This window comes from Streptomyces sp. NBC_00523 (genome assembly GCF_036346615.1).
Lineage (GTDB): Bacteria > Actinomycetota > Actinomycetes > Streptomycetales > Streptomycetaceae > Streptomyces.
The window spans coordinates 795,275-811,817 of sequence record NZ_CP107836.1; the positions used below are offsets into that span (position 1 = coordinate 795,275).

Annotated in this window: 12 protein-coding genes; 4 read left to right on the forward strand and 8 right to left on the reverse strand. The window is 72.2% G+C overall.

Annotated features, from left to right (window positions below; translation table 11 throughout):
• Positions 1–4 precede the first annotated feature (4 nt).
• The 6 genes from OHS17_RS03715 to OHS17_RS03740 form a co-directional block, all read right to left on the reverse strand.
• A complete protein-coding gene (locus OHS17_RS03715) occupies positions 5–3,202 on the reverse strand; it encodes a glycosyl hydrolase 115 family protein (protein WP_330311036.1) in 3,198 nt (1,065 codons plus the stop codon).
• 20 nt (positions 3,203–3,222) lie between these two features.
• A complete protein-coding gene (locus OHS17_RS03720; protein ID WP_330311037.1) occupies positions 3,223–4,308 on the reverse strand; it encodes an endo-1,4-beta-xylanase in 1,086 nt (361 codons plus the stop codon).
• Between the two features lie 151 nt (positions 4,309–4,459).
• Positions 4,460–6,874: a glycoside hydrolase family 3 N-terminal domain-containing protein gene (locus OHS17_RS03725; protein ID WP_330311038.1), complete on the reverse strand. Its 2,415-nt coding sequence runs from the start codon at positions 6,872–6,874 to the stop codon at positions 4,460–4,462.
• Positions 6,875–6,926: 52 nt separating this feature from the next.
• Positions 6,927–7,820 carry a carbohydrate ABC transporter permease gene (locus OHS17_RS03730; RefSeq protein ID WP_330311039.1) on the reverse strand — a complete coding sequence of 298 codons (894 nt, stop codon included), beginning with the start codon at positions 7,818–7,820 and terminating at the stop codon, positions 6,927–6,929.
• 4 nt (positions 7,821–7,824) lie between these two features.
• Positions 7,825–8,754, reverse strand: a complete 930-nt coding sequence (locus OHS17_RS03735; protein ID WP_330311040.1) for a carbohydrate ABC transporter permease — start codon at positions 8,752–8,754, stop codon at positions 7,825–7,827.
• Between the two features lie 2 nt (positions 8,755–8,756).
• Positions 8,757–10,007: an extracellular solute-binding protein gene (locus tag OHS17_RS03740; RefSeq protein ID WP_330315140.1), complete on the reverse strand. Its 1,251-nt coding sequence runs from the start codon at positions 10,005–10,007 to the stop codon at positions 8,757–8,759.
• A 214-nt stretch (positions 10,008–10,221) separates the two neighbouring features.
• On the opposite strand from OHS17_RS03740, the gene OHS17_RS03745 reads away from it, so the two are divergent.
• A complete protein-coding gene (locus OHS17_RS03745) occupies positions 10,222–11,280 on the forward strand; it encodes a LacI family DNA-binding transcriptional regulator (RefSeq protein WP_073865235.1) in 1,059 nt (352 codons plus the stop codon).
• 115 nt (positions 11,281–11,395) lie between these two features.
• Positions 11,396–12,484, forward strand: coding sequence for a WD40/YVTN/BNR-like repeat-containing protein (locus OHS17_RS03750; protein ID WP_330311041.1), 1,089 nt, complete (start codon positions 11,396–11,398; stop codon positions 12,482–12,484).
• Between the two features lie 4 nt (positions 12,485–12,488).
• Here OHS17_RS03750 and OHS17_RS03755 read toward each other — a convergent pair whose 3' ends face one another.
• Complete coding sequence (locus OHS17_RS03755; protein ID WP_330311042.1) at positions 12,489–13,166, reverse strand: uracil-DNA glycosylase; 678 nt, start codon at positions 13,164–13,166, stop codon at positions 12,489–12,491.
• An 85-nt stretch (positions 13,167–13,251) separates the two neighbouring features.
• On the opposite strand from OHS17_RS03755, the gene OHS17_RS03760 reads away from it, so the two are divergent.
• Together OHS17_RS03760 and OHS17_RS03765 are read left to right on the forward strand one after the other, a co-directional pair.
• On the forward strand, positions 13,252–14,262 hold the full coding sequence (locus OHS17_RS03760; protein WP_330311043.1) for an N-acetylglucosamine kinase: 1,011 nt from the start codon (positions 13,252–13,254) through the stop codon (positions 14,260–14,262).
• A 138-nt stretch (positions 14,263–14,400) separates the two neighbouring features.
• Positions 14,401–15,324, forward strand: a complete 924-nt coding sequence (locus OHS17_RS03765) for a sirohydrochlorin chelatase (protein WP_026171934.1) — start codon at positions 14,401–14,403, stop codon at positions 15,322–15,324.
• Between the two features lie 73 nt (positions 15,325–15,397).
• Here OHS17_RS03765 and OHS17_RS03770 read toward each other — a convergent pair whose 3' ends face one another.
• The gene (locus tag OHS17_RS03770; protein WP_330311044.1) at positions 15,398–16,444 is read right to left on the reverse strand and encodes a lactonase family protein; all 1,047 of its coding nucleotides are present in this window, start codon (positions 16,442–16,444) and stop codon (positions 15,398–15,400) included.
• Between the last annotated feature and the right edge of the window lie 99 nt (positions 16,445–16,543).

The following is a 16,543-nucleotide window of genomic DNA, read 5'->3' on the forward strand; positions in this document are numbered from 1 at the left end:
GGGCTCAGTCCAGCCGGAGGCTTTCCGGCGGGCCCAGGTAGCTGGGTTCGAGGCCGCCGGTGTCGATCACCAGGTTCTGGAGGACCACCGTCGGGTCGACCATCCAGAATTTCAGCACATGCACCCCGGGTCCGGTGACGTGGTGGACCGTGCCGGTGATGTTGACGTTGTCGGAGGTGTGCCGGGCCCACTGGGCGTTCATGGTCCCGTCGTCGGCCCCCGTCGCCTTCGTGACGTTCACCCGTTGCGGGGCGGCGTCGTCGAAGGAGACCGCGTAGGTCAGCCCGTCGGTCGGCAGCGCGTTGTTGCGGGGTGAGAGGTACGCGTACACGGTGACCGGCCCGGTGGTGAACAGGCTGACCCGGTACTCCAGGCGCGGGCTCCGGCCGGCGGGCGTCTGCCGGGCCGCGGTGACCGGGAAGGGCTCCATGCCGGCCCCGGTGCGTCCGATGTCCGGGATGCGCTGCCAGGTGACGCCCCGGCCGCCGACGGCCCGGTGGTAGTGGTCGGCCGCGATGGACACGTATCCCCCGGCCTCCACGAAGCCGCCGAGCCGGGAGCGGGAGAGCGCCGGGCGGTCGGTCACCGCCGTGACGGTCACCTCCGCCCCGTCGGGCCCCGTGACGGTGACGGGGACGCGGGTGACGCCCTTCGGCGCCCGCTCCCAGTCGACGCGCAGGGTGATTCGGTCCTGCGTGGTGACGCGTCCGCGCACCCGGTCGGCGGTCAGCCAGGACGCCCCGGTCCGCACCCGGTAGTCGAAGGGGGCGCCGCCCCGGTTGAAGACCTCGATGTACTGGGCGGGCCGGGTCTGGTACGGGCTGAACACCGGCAGCACGGCGGGCTCGGTCCCATGCGGCCACCATGCCGTGGAACCGTCCACGGCGACGCCCATAGCGGCCCGTGCGGGCAGGTCGATGCGCCGGACGGCCGGGAAGAGCACGTCCTTGATGGCCACGTTGTCGATCTCGGGCTGCTGCCAGGGCGCGTTGGATCCGTAGCGTTCGACGTCGCCGTAGTCGATGTGCGGCTGGGTCTGGAAGCCCTGCCACTTGCCGCCCGCGATCTTCGTGTTGAAGCGGTCTGCCAGGGCGAAGTCGTCGGCGAGCCGCGCCTCCGCGGTGGCCGCCAACTCGTTGGTGAGGGCCCGGCCCTGGGCCGCGTAATGGATGTTGGTGAACTCCGCCTCGCGCAGCGCGTACAGGTTGGCGGTGGCCGCGACCTCATAGCCGACGAGTTCGTACCAGGCGTCCTGGGCGGACGCGGGCAGCCGGCGTCCGATCCGCCCGGCGCGCTCGCCGAGCAGCCGCCACTCCTCGGTGACGCGCTCCAGCTCGCGGTAGTGGACGAGGCCGAACGGGGACGCCTGGTCGTCGTGGACCACGGCGGAGCTGTCGGTCGCGGGGTCCTTGGCGGGGTCGAGGGTGATCCGGCGGTTGAGCAGCTCGGGCTTGCGGCGGGCCTGGAGCCGGGCGTACTCGCGCAGGACGGCGGCGATCTCGGCGGCCTGCTTCTCGCCGAAGTTCTGCCGGGCGTACGTCTCCTCCCACTCCGGCAGCCGGTCCAGGGGCCAGCGCTCCGGGTTCCAGGCGTACTCCAGGAAGAACTGCGTGGGCAGTTCGTTGCCCTTGAGGTCGCCGACGTTGGTGACCCACAGTCCGTGGTTGCCGTAGGCGTGGCACTGGTGGAGCTGGTCCCACATGTTGGGCAGCGACGCGGTGTCGACCCACTTGTAGTTGCGGCCGACGCCGACGTAGTCGAAGTGGTAGTAGAGCCCGTAGCCGCCCTGCCGCGGGCCCTCGGCGGGGTCGGGGAGCTTGCGGATGTTGGCCCAGTTGTCGTCGGTGAGGACCACGGTGACGTCGTCGGGGACGCGCAGCCCCCGGTCCCAGTAGCGCTGGACCTCCTTGTAGAGGGTCCAGACCTGCGGGATCGTGGTGACGTCCTTGCCGGAGACCTCGGCGAGGATCTGCCGCTGGGTGGCGATGATCTCGGTCATCAGCTCGATGCCGTCGCCGTCGGGGAGGCTGACGTCGCCGTTGCCCCGCATGCCGAGGGTGACGACGCCTTCGAAGTCCTCGTCCTTCATCCGGCGGATGCCGTCGGCCCAGTACGCCTTGAGCGCGTCGGCGTTGCGGCGGAAGGACCACTCGCCGGTGCCGCCGTAGGGGTCGTGGCCGGGGGTGGTGATGTTGCCTTCACCGTCGCGCACGGCGGCGACGGCGTGCCGGTTCCACTCCTCGATGCCGCGCATCATGGGTGCCTCGTGCGAGGTGCCCATGACGACGCCGTACGCCTTGGCGGTGGCGTGGTTGAGCGGGTCGTCCTCGGCGAAGGCGCGGCCCCAGACGGCCGGCCACAGGTAGTTGGCCTTGAGCCGGAGCATGACTTCGAAGACGCGGGCGTAGAAGTCGGCGTTGAAGCCGCCCTCGAAGCCGGGCGCCTTGCCGGGGCCGAAGTACGCGGGGGCCCAGGTGCCGAGCGCCGGGTTCTCGTCGTTGATGAAGAAGCCGCGGTACTTCACGGCCGGGGTGCCCTGGGTGTGGCGTCCGGGCCGTACGTGGATCTCGTCGCGGTGTACGGGGGTGACGTCGTCCCACCAGTACCAGGGCGAGACGCCGATGCCGCGCGAGACGTCGTAGGCGCCGAAGATCGTCCCGCGCTGGTCGCTGCCGGCGATGACGAACGCGCGCTCGACGCCGGGCAGCGGGTGGTCGACGACAGTCTGGAGGCTGGTCTCCCACCTGCCGCGGATCGAGGAGACGTCGAGCCGGCCCTCGGCGACCAGCCGGTCGATCAGGGGGCTGCGGCCCACGGTGCCGACGATGGTGATCTCGCGGGCCTCGGGCACCGCCCCGTGCGAGAGGGCGGGGCGGACTCCGGTGACGCGTTCGATGTCGTCGCGGAGGTCGCCGGCGACCCGGACGACGCCCGGCCAGTCGCGGTCGCTGACCAGGACCGGGGCCGCCCGTCCGTGGCGGACCAGCGGGAAGCCGCCGCGCTGTGCGGTGAACGAGATGTAGGCGCCGGGGTCGGTGGGCCGGGGCGCGGGGCCGTGTCCGGTGGCGGACGCCTCACCGGTCAGTCCGACGAGGGAGCCGAGGGGGGTGGCGCCGAGGGCGGTGATCCCGAGGCCGAGGCCCAGGACCGACCGGCGGCTGGTGGGCCGGGGGGTTCCGGTGTCGGGGCTGTCGCTGTCCATCCTGCTGTCCTCCTCCCCGCTCAGTTGCGGCCGGCGGCGAGCAGCAGGTCGTCGCGCAGGGCGCTGTAGGCGGGCTTGGCCTTGTAGTTCTCGTCGAAGAGGTTGGCCGCGCCCTCACCCTCGAAGGTGTCGGGCACCCAGGAGTACTTGTCGGTGAAGCCCCAGACGGTGAAGTCGGTGCACTTGCGGGTGAGCAGGCAGCCGCGCAGCAGTACGTCGTAGCCCTCGGCCTGGGCCTCCTGCTTGGTGCTGTCGGAGGGCATCGGGATACGGACGTCGGCCTCGGTGATCGCGGTCTCCAGGCCGAGGTCGTCGAACCGCTTCATGTTCTCGGCGATGTCGTGGGGGGCGTTGTACTGGACGGACAGGTGGCCCTGGATGCCGACGCCGTCGATCGGTACGCGCTGCTTGCGCAGTTCGACGACCAGGTTGTAGAGGGCGGTGCTCTTCGCGTTGACGCCCTCGATGTTGTAGTCGTTGATGAACAGCTTGGCCTTGGGGTCGGCCGCGTGGGCCCAGCGGAAGGCGTCCGCGATGTAGCCGGGGCCGAGCTTCTGGAGCCAGATGCTGTCGCGCAGGGTGCCGTCGTCGTTGAACACCTCGTTGACGACGTCCCACTGCCAGATGCGCCCCTTGAAGTGGCGGGCCTCGTCGGTGATGTGCTTGCGGAGGATGGCGCGCAGCTCGTCGGCGGAGAAGTCGCCGGTGGTGAGCCAGCTGGGCAGCTGGTTGTGCCAGAGCAGGGTGTGGCCGCGTACCAGCTGGCCGTTGGCGCGGGCGAAGTCGACCAGCATGTCGGCCTCCTTCCAGTCGTACTGGCCGCGAGTCGGCTCGACGACCTCCCACTTCATGACGTTCTCGGGGGTGACCGAGCTGAACTCGCTCGCGGCCTTGGCACGGTAGGGCTCGTCGTCCGCCAGGGCCGCCATGTCGACGGCGGTGCCGATGCGCACGCCCGACCGCAGGCCGAGGCCGCCGAGAGTGTCGGACCGCGTGTCCTTGTGCCCGCGTCCGGTGTCGTCGTGGGCGAAGGCGTTGATGGTGCACGGGGCGAGCAGTGCCGCGGCGGCGGTGCCGACCAGGACAGCCTTGATTGGCTTGCGCATGACAGAACCCTTCGAGAGTGCGCACGTCCGGGCCCCGGCGACCGGGGAGGCGTGCACGGGTGTGGGTGTTTCGAAAGTTTCGTGGATCTGGGGACCGGGTGGCGGCGCTGCGGTAAGGGCCGCGGCGCCACCACCCGGAGCACGGGTGCGGTCAGCCCTGTACGGGCGCGGCCGCCGGCACGGCTTCGACCTCCGCGTCGCACACCAGCCGGCGACTGTGGTCGACGGTGCGCTCGGGACCGGTGAGGCGCAGGTGCACCGCGTGCCGGATGTCCTCGGCACCGCTGGACGTCGCGAGCCGCAGCTCCAGCGCGCCCGGCTCCACGATGCGCCGCCCGCCGATGCCGGTGAAGGACACCAGGTCGGCGTGGAACCGGAAGCGCACCCGAGCCTCCTGGCCCGCGTCGAGCGGCACCCGGGCGTAGCCGATGAGCCGGTTGTCGGGCCGGGTCGTCTGGGCGACCGGGTCGTGCACGTACAGCTGGACGACCTCCGCGCCCGCCCGGTCCCCGGTGTTGCGGACGGTGAGCTCGATGTCGGCGGAGCCGTCGGTGGGGACCTCCTCCGGGGCGGGGGCGCCGGGCTCCCAGGCGAAGGAGGTGTACGTGAGGCCGTGGCCGAAGGGGTAGAGCGGCGTCGGGTCCAGGTTGCTGACCCCGTTGGCGAGCCCGAGGGGCGGCTGGAGGTAGGTCCAGGGCTGGCCGCCCGGGTGGCGCGGTACGGAGACCGGCAGCCGGCCGGAGGGGCTGACCCGGCCGGAGAGCACGGAGGCCAGAGCGGGGGCGCCCTCCTCACCGGGGAAGAACGCCTGGACCACGGCGGCGGTGCGGTCCGCCCAGCGGCCGAGCGCGTACGGGCGGCCGGTCAGCAGGACCAGGACGACCGGGGTGCCGCTGTCCAGCAGCGCGTCGAGCAGTTCGCCCTGCACACCGGGCAGCGCGAGGTCGTCGGCGTCGCAGCCCTCGCCCGAGGTGCCGCGCCCGAAGAGTCCGGCCCGGTCGCCGAGCACGGCGACGCAGACGTCCGCGTCCCGGGCCAGGTCCACCGCTTCCGCGAACCCCGAGGTGTCGGTGCCGTCCACCTCGCAGCCGGGGGCGCCGGTGACCGTCGCGGCCGGGAACTCACCGCGCACCGCGTCGAGCACGGTCGGGATCTCGATGCCCATGGCGGTCTCGGGGTGCAGGACGCCGACGTGGCTGGGGAAGGAGTAGCAGCCGAGCATGGCGAGGGCGTCGTCGGCGCGGGGGCCGATCACCGCGATCCGGCCGGTCCCGGCGAGCGGCAGCGCCCCCTGCGGGTTGGCGAGCAGGACCACGGCCTGTTCGGCGAGTTCGCGGGCGAGGGCGCGGTTGCGCGGCGGGTCCAGGTCGATGGTCTCGCGCGCCTGCTCCGGGTCCGTGTCGCGCAGGAGGGCGGGGAGCGGGCTCCAGTCGGGGTCGAGGAGCCCGAGTTCGCACTTCTGGAGGAGGACCCGGTGCAGCGCGCGGTCGACCAGGGCTTCGGGGACCGTACCGGCCAGGACGGCGGCGGCGAGTTCTTCGCCGTAGCTGCGGACGGTGGGCAGTTCCACGTCCACCCCGGCCTGCAGGGCGAGGCGGGCGGCGTCGGCCCGGCCCTCGGCGACCTTGTGCAGGGTCTCCAGGAAGCCGATGGCGAAGTAGTCGGCGACGACGGTCCCCTCGAAGCCCCAGGTGTCGCGGAGCAGCCCGGTGAGCAGGGCGGGGTCCGCGGCCGACGGAACGCCGTCGATCTCCGCGTACGACTGCATGACGGAGCGGGCGCCGCCGTCGAGGAGGGCCATCTCGAAGGGCGGCAGGATGACGTCGGCGAGTTCCCTGGCCCCGGCCCGGACCGGCGAGAGGTTGCGGGCGCCGGCCGATGCCGCGTACCCGGCGAAGTGCTTGAGGGTGGCGACGATGCCGGCGGACTCCAGGCCCTTCACGTAGGCGGTGCCGATGGTGGCGACGAGGTAGGGGTCCTCGCCGATGGTCTCCTCGACGCGGCCCCAGCGCAGGTCCCGCACGACGTCCAGGACCGGGGCGAGGCCCTGGTGGATGCCCACGGACCGCATGTCGCTGCCGATCCGGTGCGCCATCTCGGTGACCAGGTCCGGGTTCCAGGCGGCGCCCCAGGAGAGCGGGACGGGGTAGGCGGTGGCGCCCCAGGCGGTGAAGCCCGCCAGGCACTCCTCGTGGGCGAGGGCCGGGATGCCGAAGCGGCCGGCGCCCGCAATGGCCCGCTGGGCGCGGGCGAGCGAGATCGCGCCGACGGCCGGGTCGACCGGGGCGGTGCCGAAGGGGCGGGTCAGCTGCCCCAGGCCGCGCGGGATCAGCGCGTCCCAGTCGATGGTGTCGACCATCTCGTTCTGGTGCGGGGCGACCCCGTCCCCGTCGGCGTCGGCGCCCACCCAGATTCCGTACAGCTGGGCGGTCTTCTCCTGGAGGGTCATCCGGGAGACGAGATCGGCCACACGCTCCTCGGGGGCGAGCGAGGGGTCCTGCCAGGGGCCGTCGACGGCGGTGGCCGCTTCGGTCCTGCGGGCATGCGGAACAGGGGGGTTTGCCATGGCGGCGGAGATTCCTCTCAAGAGTGCGGTGGTACGCGGCGGCATGGGTGCGCTACTTGCCGCCCACCCCCATCAGTCCGTTGACCAGTGCCTTCCGTGCCACGAGGTACACGGCGAAGATCGGTACGACGGAGAGCACGATCGCGGCGAGCACGGCCGGGATGTTCACCCCGAACTGGGACATGAAGTTGAAGAGACCGAGGGTCAGCACCCGGTTCTCCTCCGACTGGGTCAGGATCAGCGGGAACAGGAAGCCGTTCCACGCCTGGAGCGCCGTGTAGATCGCGACCGTGCTGATGCCCGCCTTGGACATCGGGATCGCCAGCTGCCACAGCATCCGCAGCGACGAGGCGCCGTCGAGCGCCATGGCCTCGTACATCTCCTCGGAGACGTCGCGCATGGTGCCGCTGAGGATCAGCACCGCCACCGGCATCGCGAACGCGGCGGTCGGCAGGATGATGGCCGTCAGGCTGTCGTACAGGCCCATCTTGCTGATGAGCAGGTAGAGCGGCACGATCACGGCCTGGGCGGGGATGGCGACGCCGAGCAGGAAGGTGCGGAAGGCGAGTCCGGAGAGCCTGCTGCGGGTGCGTACCGCGACGTACGCCACGGGGATCGAGAGGACCAGCACGATCGCCGTGGTCGCCACGGCGACGATCGCCGTGTTGGAGAGCATCGTGGAGAAGCCGCTGTCCAGCACCGTGCGGTAGTTGTCGAGCGTCGGGTCGGTCGGGATGGCCAGCGGATCGCCGTTCAGCGCCTCGTCCTGGTGCATCAGCGAGGACGAGACCAGCGTGTAGAGCGGGACGAGCACGAGCACGAGCCAGACCAGCGAGCCAAGGCCGGCCAGCGGGTTGCCCCACTTGCGGCGGCGCGCGGCGGTGGCCGGGCGGGTACGGGTCAGGGGCCGTGCGGGGCGCGCCGCGGGGCGGGTGTCGATCGACATCGCGTCACATACCTTCCCGGGTGGAGCGCATGTTCCCGAAGCCGCTGAAGCGGACGAGGATCAGCGAGATCGCGGTGGCCACGACGACGAGGGCGGTCGCGATCGCGGCGGCGTACCCGAGGTCGTAGGTCTGGAAACCGGTGCGGTACATCAGGTACGGCAGGATGGTGGTGTCCGTACCCGGACCGCCCTTGGTCATGATGAGCACGGTGTCGAAGTAGGTCAGCGAGCCGACGATCATCAGGACCGAGGAAGTCGTGATGGTGTTGCGCAGCTGCGGCAGGGTGATGTGGAAGAACTGCCGGAACATGCCGGCGCCGTCGATCTCGGCGGCCTGGTAGAGCACCTGCGGGATCTGCCGGGTGCCGCCCTGGTAGATCAGGGTGTGGAAGGGCATGAACTGCCAGCCGCCGACGAACGCCACGGTGAGCAGGGCGCCGGTGGACGAGCCCATGATGTTCGGGTCGATGCCGAACCAGGGGCCGATCTCCTTGATGACCCCGAAGTTCGGGTCGAGCAGCGCGTGGAACAGCATCGCGATGGCCGTGGTGGACAGCAGCAGCGGGATGAAGAAGACCGCGGAGAGCACGGCGCGGCTGCGCTGCCGGCCGGCCGCCCAGACGCCGAGGAGCAGGGCCACCGGGGTCTGGAAGGCCCAGCTGATGGTGGTGAGGAGCAGGCTGAGCCAGGCGGCCTGGCGGAACTCGGGGTCCTTGAAGAGCCGGGTCCAGTTGGCCGTGCCGGCGGAGGTCGGGGAGTTCAGCCCGTCCCAGTGGCAGAAGGAGAGGTACACGGCGATCGCCAGCGGGACGATCGCGAAGAGGGCGAAGAAGAGGATGCCGGGCAGCGCCCAGGCGACCGGCGGGCGGCCGACGTTTCCGACGGCCGCCTTCCGTCCTCCGCGCACCTTCGGTGACGAGGAGACGTGGGACATTGTTACTTGACGGCCTTCATTGCGGCGACGAACTGCTCGGGCGTGGACTTGCCGGCGAACAGCTTGCTGATCTCGGTGAGCAGCGGGGTGGCGATCTTGGACTCCAGCGCCTGGTCCCACGACAGGGTGAAGTCGGGGGCCTTCTGGACCATCTCGTACTGGTCGGTGGCGAACTTCGGGTTCGGCGATCCGCTCAGCATGGAGGCGGCGTTGGAGGTGGTGGGCACGTCGCCGTTGTCCACGAGGGCCTGCGCGTAGGACTTGGAGGCCATGGTCTTGAGGAAGGCTATGGCCTCGTCCTTGTGCTTGGTGCGGGCGTTGACCGACCAGTAGTTCGTGGGGTTGCCGACCACGTCGGCCGCGTCGCCGACGCCGCCCGCGACGGTCGGGAAGCTCGTCCAGCCGAGGTCCTTCTTGGCGAAGTCGGGCGCCTTGCCGAGCTGGGTGGAGTACTCCCACGAGCCCATCAGGTGCATGGCCGCCTTGCCCTTGTTGAGCAGGGTGGGCGCGCCGCCGTTGCCGTAGTCGACGGAGTTGAAGTTCTCGCCGAACGCGCCGTCGTCGACGAGCTGCTTGACGGTCTGGGCGGTCTTCAGGACGGCCGGGTCGCCCCAGGCGGAGCTGTCACCGTTCTGGATCTTGCGGAAGACGTCCGGTCCGCCGATCCGGTCGAGCAGGTACTCCATCCACATCAGCTCGGGCCACTTGTCGGAGCCGCCGAGGGCGAACGGCGTGATGCCCTTGTCCTTGAAGGTCTTGATGGCCTTCTGCAGGTCCTCCCACGTCTTGGGGACCGTGACGTTGTTCTCGGCGAAGAGGGTCTTGTTGAAGAAGAGCATCACGGGCTGCATCCCGCGCATCGGGACGCCGTAGACCTTGCCGTCGAGGCTGCCGGCCGTGACGATCGAGGGCAGGAAGCCGTCCTTCAGGGTGGCGTCGCTCTTGAACGTCGAGCTCAGGTCGACCAGCTGGTTCGCGTCGACGTACGGCTTGATGGAGCCGCCGCCCCAGTTGAAGAAGATGTCGGGGGCGCTGGGGGAACCCATGGCGCTGCGGAGCTTGTTGACGTAGTCGGTACCGGGCACCGAGACGAGCTTGACCTTGACGTCGGAGGTCTTGTTGAACTCCTTGACCGCCGCCTGCTGCACCTTCACCGCGTCGTCGCCGTAGACGTACGCGGTCAGCGTGCCGCCGCCACCGCCGCCGCTGCCACCGTCCGATCCGCAGCCCGCCAGGACTCCCGCCATGACCACGGCCGCACCGGCCGCGGTCCATCTCGCCGCACGCTTGCCCTGAGTGAAAATTCCCGACCGCATGACCGCACCTCTGTCGAATCTTTCGGAGTTGCTTGCGAATGTTGCCGGAACCGTACGGTTGGGTTTCCGGCCAGTCAAGAGGTCGCGGAGCGCGAATTTTTCGCCCGGGCTCCCGCGTCCGTTCGGCCGCCGGGCGGTTACGATTCGCTCTATGAGCCCCGCAAACGTCCAGTCACATCAGGAGAATGCGCCTGCCGCAGCGCCGTCGGACGGCACTGCCACGCTGGCGGAAATCGCCCGAGCGGCCGGAGTCTCGGCTCCGACAGTTTCGAAGGTGCTGAACGGGCGCGCCGATGTCGCGCCCGGTACGCGCACCAAGGTCGAGGAGCTGCTGCTCCAGCACGGCTACCGCCGCAGACGCGGCTCGACCACGCAGTCGCAACTCATCGACCTGGTCTTCCACGAGCTGGACAGCGCGTGGGCCATGGAGGTCGTACGCGGAGTGGAGAACGTCGCCCGCGAGGAGGGGCTGAGCCTGGTCCTCTCGGAGAGCGCCGGCCGCCTCAGCCCCGGGCAGACCTGGGTCGACGGGGTGCTGGCCCGCCGCCCGGTCGGGGTCATCCTGGTGCTGTCCGACCTCACCGCCGCCCAGCGCGCGCAGCTCACCAGCCGCAGCATCCCGTACGCGGTGGTCGACCCGGCCGGAGACCCGGGCGACGACATCCCGTCGGTCGGCACGACGAACTGGCAGGGCGGTCTCGCCGCGACCCGGCATCTCACCGGCCTCGGCCACCGCAGGATCGGCGTGGTCGGCGGACCGACCCGGATGATGTGCAGCCGGGCCCGGGTGGACGGCTACCGGGCCGCCCTGGAGACGGCGGGCATCCCGATCGACGCGTCGCTGATCCGCGAGGCCGAGTTCTCGCACGAGGCGGGGTACGCGGCCGGGATGGAGCTGCTGCGCTCGGCGGACCGGCCGACCGCCGTCTTCGCCGGCAACGACCTCCAGGCGCTCGGCGTGTACGAGGCGGCGCGCGAGCTCGGTCTGCGCATCCCGGAGGACCTGAGCGTCGTGGGCTTCGACGACCTGCCGCTCACCCGGTGGATCGGGCCGCCGCTGACCACGGTGCGCCAGCCCCTGATCGAGATGGCAGAGACGGCGGCCCGGCTGGTCCTGGACCTGGGCCGGGGCCGGCAGCCCGCGACGACCCGGGTGGACCTGGCGACGAATCTGGTGGTCCGCAGCAGTACGGCCCCGCCCTGCCGCTGAGACGCGGCCCGCCCGGACCGGGGAGGGACACCCCGGTCGGTGGTCCGGGCCGCTGTCGGTGCCGGGGTGCAGACTGACCGATATCCGGCACAACGGCGTTTCGGGAGGTTCGGTCATGACCGATGTACTGCTCACCGTGGGGACCCGCAAGGGGCTCTTCATCGGCCGCAGGCGCGGCGGTTCATGGGAGTTCGAGGGGCCTCATTTCAACGCCCAGGCGATCTACTCGGTCGCCATCGACACCCGGGACGGCCGGACCCGGCTGCTGGTCGGCGGGGACAGCGCGCACTGGGGCCCGTCCGTCTTTCACTCCGACGACCTGGGCGCGAGCTGGGTCGAGCCGAAGACCCCGGCGGTGAAGTTCCCGGAGTTCACCGGGACCTCCCTGGAGCGGGTGTGGCAGTTGCAGCCGGCGGGGCCCGAGGCGCCGGGCGTCGTCTACGCGGGCACGGAGCCCGCCGCGCTCTTCCGGTCCGGGGACGGGGGCGAGTCGTTCGAGCTGGTGCGCCCGCTGTGGGAGCATCCGACGCGTTCGCGGTGGGTGCCCGGCGGAGGCGGCGAGGGGCTGCACACGATCCTGACCGACGAGCGGGACGCGCGCGCCGTGACGGTCGCGGTCTCCACCGCCGGGGTGTTCCGGACCGCCGACGGCGGCGCGAGCTGGACCCCGGCCAACAAGGGGGTCTCGGCCGTCTTCCTGCCCGACCCGGACCCGGAGTTCGGCCAGTGCGTGCACAAGGTCAGCCGGGACGCGGCCGATCCGGACCGCCTCTACCTCCAGAACCACTGGGGCGTCTTCCGCAGCGACGACGCCGGGGGCCACTGGACGGACATCGGCGCGGGTCTGCCCTCGGACTTCGGCTTCGCCGTGGCCGCCCACCCGCACCGCGCGGACACGGCGTACGTCTTCCCGATCAACGCGGACGCCGACCGGGTGCCCGCCGAGCACCGCTGCCGGGTCTTCCGGACGACCGACGCGGGCGCCCACTGGGAGCCGTTGTCGGCGGGCCTGCCGGAGAGCGCGCACTACGGCACGGTGCTGCGCGACGCGCTCTGCACGGACGACACGGACCCGGCCGGGGTCTACTTCGGCAACCGCAACGGCGAGTTGTACGCGAGCGCGGACGACGGGGACAGCTGGGAGCAGCTGGCCTCGCATCTGCCGGACGTGCTGTGCGTACGGGCGGCGGCGGTCGAGGTGTGAGCCTCTAGGGAAGCCGCCAGTCGACGGGCTGGGCGCCTTGCCGGACCAGGAGTTCATTGGCCCGGCTGAAAGGACGCGACCCGAAGAAGCCCCGGTCCGCCGACCTCGGAGAGGGATGGGCCGACTCGACCGACGGGTAGTCGCCCAGCAAGGGCCGCAGATTCTGTGCGTCACGGCCCCAGAGGATGGAGACGAGCGGGGTCCCACGCGCGACCAGCGCGCGGATGGCCTGTTCGGTGACTGCCTCCCAGCCCTTGCCCCGGTGGGCACCCGCGCGACGGGGGGCGGTCGTGAGCGCTCGGTTCAACAGCAGCACCCCCTGTCGCGTCCACGGCGTCAGGTCGCCGTTGGACGGACGGGGCAGCCCGAGGTCGGCGTTGAGCTCGCTGTAGATGTTCACCAAGCTGTCCGGAATCCGGCGCACCTCAGGGGAGACCGCGAAGCTCAGCCCGATCGCCATCCCCGGTGTGGGATACGGGTCCTGACCGACGATCAGGACCCGTACGTCCTCGAAGGGCTGCTGGAACGCGCGCAGCACGTTCGCCCCGGAGGGGAGGTAGGTGCGGCCGGCCGCGACCTCCGCACGCAGGAAATCGCCCATCTCGGCGATGCGGCCCGCCACGGGGGCCAGGGCGTCGGCCCAGCCGGGCTCGACTACTTCGTTCAACGGTCGCGCTGTCACGAAAGATCACCCTACCGGCGCAACGCGGCCCCCCGGGGATAGGGTGCTGCCCGTCCCCCACCCCTTCGTCCCCGGGAGCCGGTCCATGACGTCACACGGACAACCGGACACGTATGTCCTCGGGGTGGACTCGGGCGGCTCCGGGCTCCGGGTGGCGCTGGGCACGGCCGATGCGGAAGCGCCGTCGGCGACCCTCGCGTGCGGCGGGCCGGTACGCACAGGGCCGCGTGGCATCGACCCCGCGCACCTCCTGGACCAGGTGCTGCCCGCCGTACGCGGCCTGCTCGACGCGCACGCTCCGGGCGGGCGGATCACCGCCGCGGCGGTCGGTGCCGCGGGGATGGCCACGCTGGGCGACGCGTTGCGCGACGAACTGCCGGGCGCCCTGGCGGACGCGCTGGGGGTGCGCCGGATCGCGCTCGCGGCGGACGCGGTGACCGCGTACGCCGGGGCGGTCGGGCAGCGGCCCGGCGCGGTGGTGGCCGCCGGCACCGGGCTGATCGCGCTCGGCACGGACCTGACGACGTGGCGGCGGGCGGACGGCTGGGGACACCTGCTGGGCGACAGCGGGGGCGGCGCCTGGATCGGGCGGGCCGGGCTCGATGCCGCGATGCGCGCGTACGACGGGCGGCGCGGCGGTTCGTCCGCGCTGCTGGCCCGCCTGGAGGCGGTGTTCGGGCCGCCGCAGGAGCTGCCCGGTCTGCTCTATCCGCGCGCCGACCGGCCCGCGCTGCTGGCCTCGTTCGCGCCGGAGGTGGCCGCGTGCGCGGACCGCGACCCGGTCGCCGAGGGCATCCTGCGGGGAGCCGCCGCGCACATCGCGGAGGCGGCCGCGGCGGTGTGCCCGGAGACGGAGGCGGACGAGGACGCCTGCGAAGTCGCGCTGACGGGCGGGCTGTTCCGGATGGGCGAGCCGTTGCTCGTACCGCTGCGCGAGGAGCTGGGGCGACTGCTGCCGCGGGCACGGGCGGTCCCCGGTTCGGGTGATCCCCTGATCGGTGCGCTGCGCATCGCCCAGGCCCTCGACACCGGCACGCTCCGGCTGCCGCACCACCCGACGCTGCTCTGTGTTCCGGCGCCCGGGCCCCGCGCGTAGGGCGACGGGCGCGCGCACGTTGACGACAGATCAGGGCAGTTGCCCGGTAAGCCGCTGATCGGATAAAAGCGGACAGAGGCCGCTCGACCGGACCCTCCCCGAGCAGGGAGCCGTCCGAAACCAGTAGCATGCGGCGCCATGAGCACCCCCACTGGGCCCGCTTCCGGCCTGCCTGTACGAATGCCGCGACCTCGCCAGTCCGGACGGCACCGCCGCCCGGAGCCCGTGGCCGCACCCGAGGGCGCTGCCGCGCTCGTTCTCGCCGTTCCCGGTACCCCTTCCTCGACGAGCCGCAGCCTGGCCGAAGAGGTCATCAGCATCGCCCGTTCCGAGCTGCCCGGTCTGAACGCCCTGATCGGTTACGTGGACGGGGACGACGCCGAGTACCCGGCGCTGGCCTCAGTGATCGCGCATTCCGCCGCCGAGCGCACCGCGCGCTACGAGCAGGCGCTGGCCGTGGGCCGTGAGGTCGCCGAGCCCGAGGGCCCGGCCGCCGTGGTGGTCCCGCTGCTCGCGGGTCCGGACAGCGCGCTGGTGCAGCGGATACGCCAGGCGATCACCGACAGCGAGGCCCCGGCGGAGCTGACCGACGTGCTCGGCCCGCACCCGCTGCTGGCCGAGGCGCTGCACGTCAGGCTGTCGGAGGCCGGGCTGGCCCGCGCGGACCGGGCCAGGCTCTTCACGGTGGCGACGGCCGCCGACGGCATCGTGCTCGCCACGGTGGGCGGCGAGGAGGCCGTGCAGGCGGCGGGGATCACGGGCATGCTGCTCGCGGCCCGGCTCGCGGTGCCGGTGATGGCCGCCGCGCTCGACGTGGAGGGTTCGGTCGCCGCGATCGCCGACCAGCTGAAGGGCTCCGGCTCGCTCCAGCTGGCCGTGGCGCCGTATCTGGTGGGGCCCGAGGTGGCGGAGGGCCTGCTGGACGCCGCGGCGAAGGAGGCCGGCTGCGCGAGCGCCGAGCCGCTGGGCGCGTACCCGGCGATCGGCAAGCTGGTCCTCTCGATGTACACCTCGGCCCTCGGGATCGCTCCCGCCGTGGCCCAGGGGGCGCAGGCCCGCTGACCCTTCCGGCATGTGTGAGGCCCCGGCCCGGACGGCAGTCCGGCACCGGGGCCTCGGTCGTGTCCGAGCGGGATCAGCCGAAGACCACGCAGGACGCCGCCGGGGCGTCCAGGGTGCCGCCGTGGGCCGGGACACCGGTCGCCGGGTCCACGGTGAACCAGGCGACGTTCCCGCTGCGCTCGTTGGCCGCGTACAGCCGGCGCCCGGCCGGGTCCAGCGCGAGGTCGCGGGGCCAGTGCCCGCCGCAGCCCACCGTCGTGACCAGGGACGGGTGCTCGCCGGTCGCGTCGAGCGCGAGGACGGAGATGCTGTCGTGGCCCCGGTTGGCCGCCCACACGAACCGGCCGTCGTGTGCGACGACGACCTCGGAGGCGTAGCTCTCGACGGTCACGCCCTCGGGCAGCACGGGGACCTCGCCGACCGGTTCCAGGACGCCCGCGGCGGCGTCCCAGCGGCACACGGTGAGGGTGGGCTCCAGCTCGTTCAGCACGTAGGCGTGGCGGCCCGAGGGGTGGAACGCCAGGTGGCGGGGGCCGGTGCCGGGGCGCAGGGCCGTCTCGCCGTGCGTGCGCAATTCGCCGGTGGCCGGGTCGACCGCGCAGACCCGTACCGAGTCGGTGCCGAGATCGACGCTGAGCACCCAGGCGCCGGTGGGGTCGGGCAGGACCTGGTGGGCGTGCGGGCCCTCCTGGCGGTCCGCGACCGGTCCGCCGCCCTCGTGCGCGAGGACCGCGGCGACGGGGCCGACGGTGCCGTCCCCGGCGACGGGCAGCACGCTGACGCTGCCCGAGCCGTAGTTCGCGGTGACCAGGTGGCCGGCGGCGAGGGTGAGGTGGGTGGGGCCGTCGCCGTCCACCGCCCGGAGCTCGCCGAGCGGACGGGGTTCGCCGGTGCTGACGTCGAGGGCCGCCGCACCGCCCGGCTCGGTCTCGCTGACCGCGTAGAGGACGGTGCCGCCGGGGCCGAGGGCCAGGTAGGAGGGGTCGGGCACGGCGTCCGTGGCCCCCAGGACCGTGAGCGCGCCAGTCTCCGCGTCCACGGCGGCGACGGTGACGCCCCGCCCGCCCGCCGAGGTGAACGACCCGATGAAGGCCCGTACCGCTCCGTTGCTGCTGTCCACCGCTGTTCCTCCCCGCCCCGGCTGTGCGCGGCGGACGTGCCGTCGTGATCTTTTGCGGCGACGGTAGCAGTGCGGCGATGCGGTCCAGACCAAGGGTGG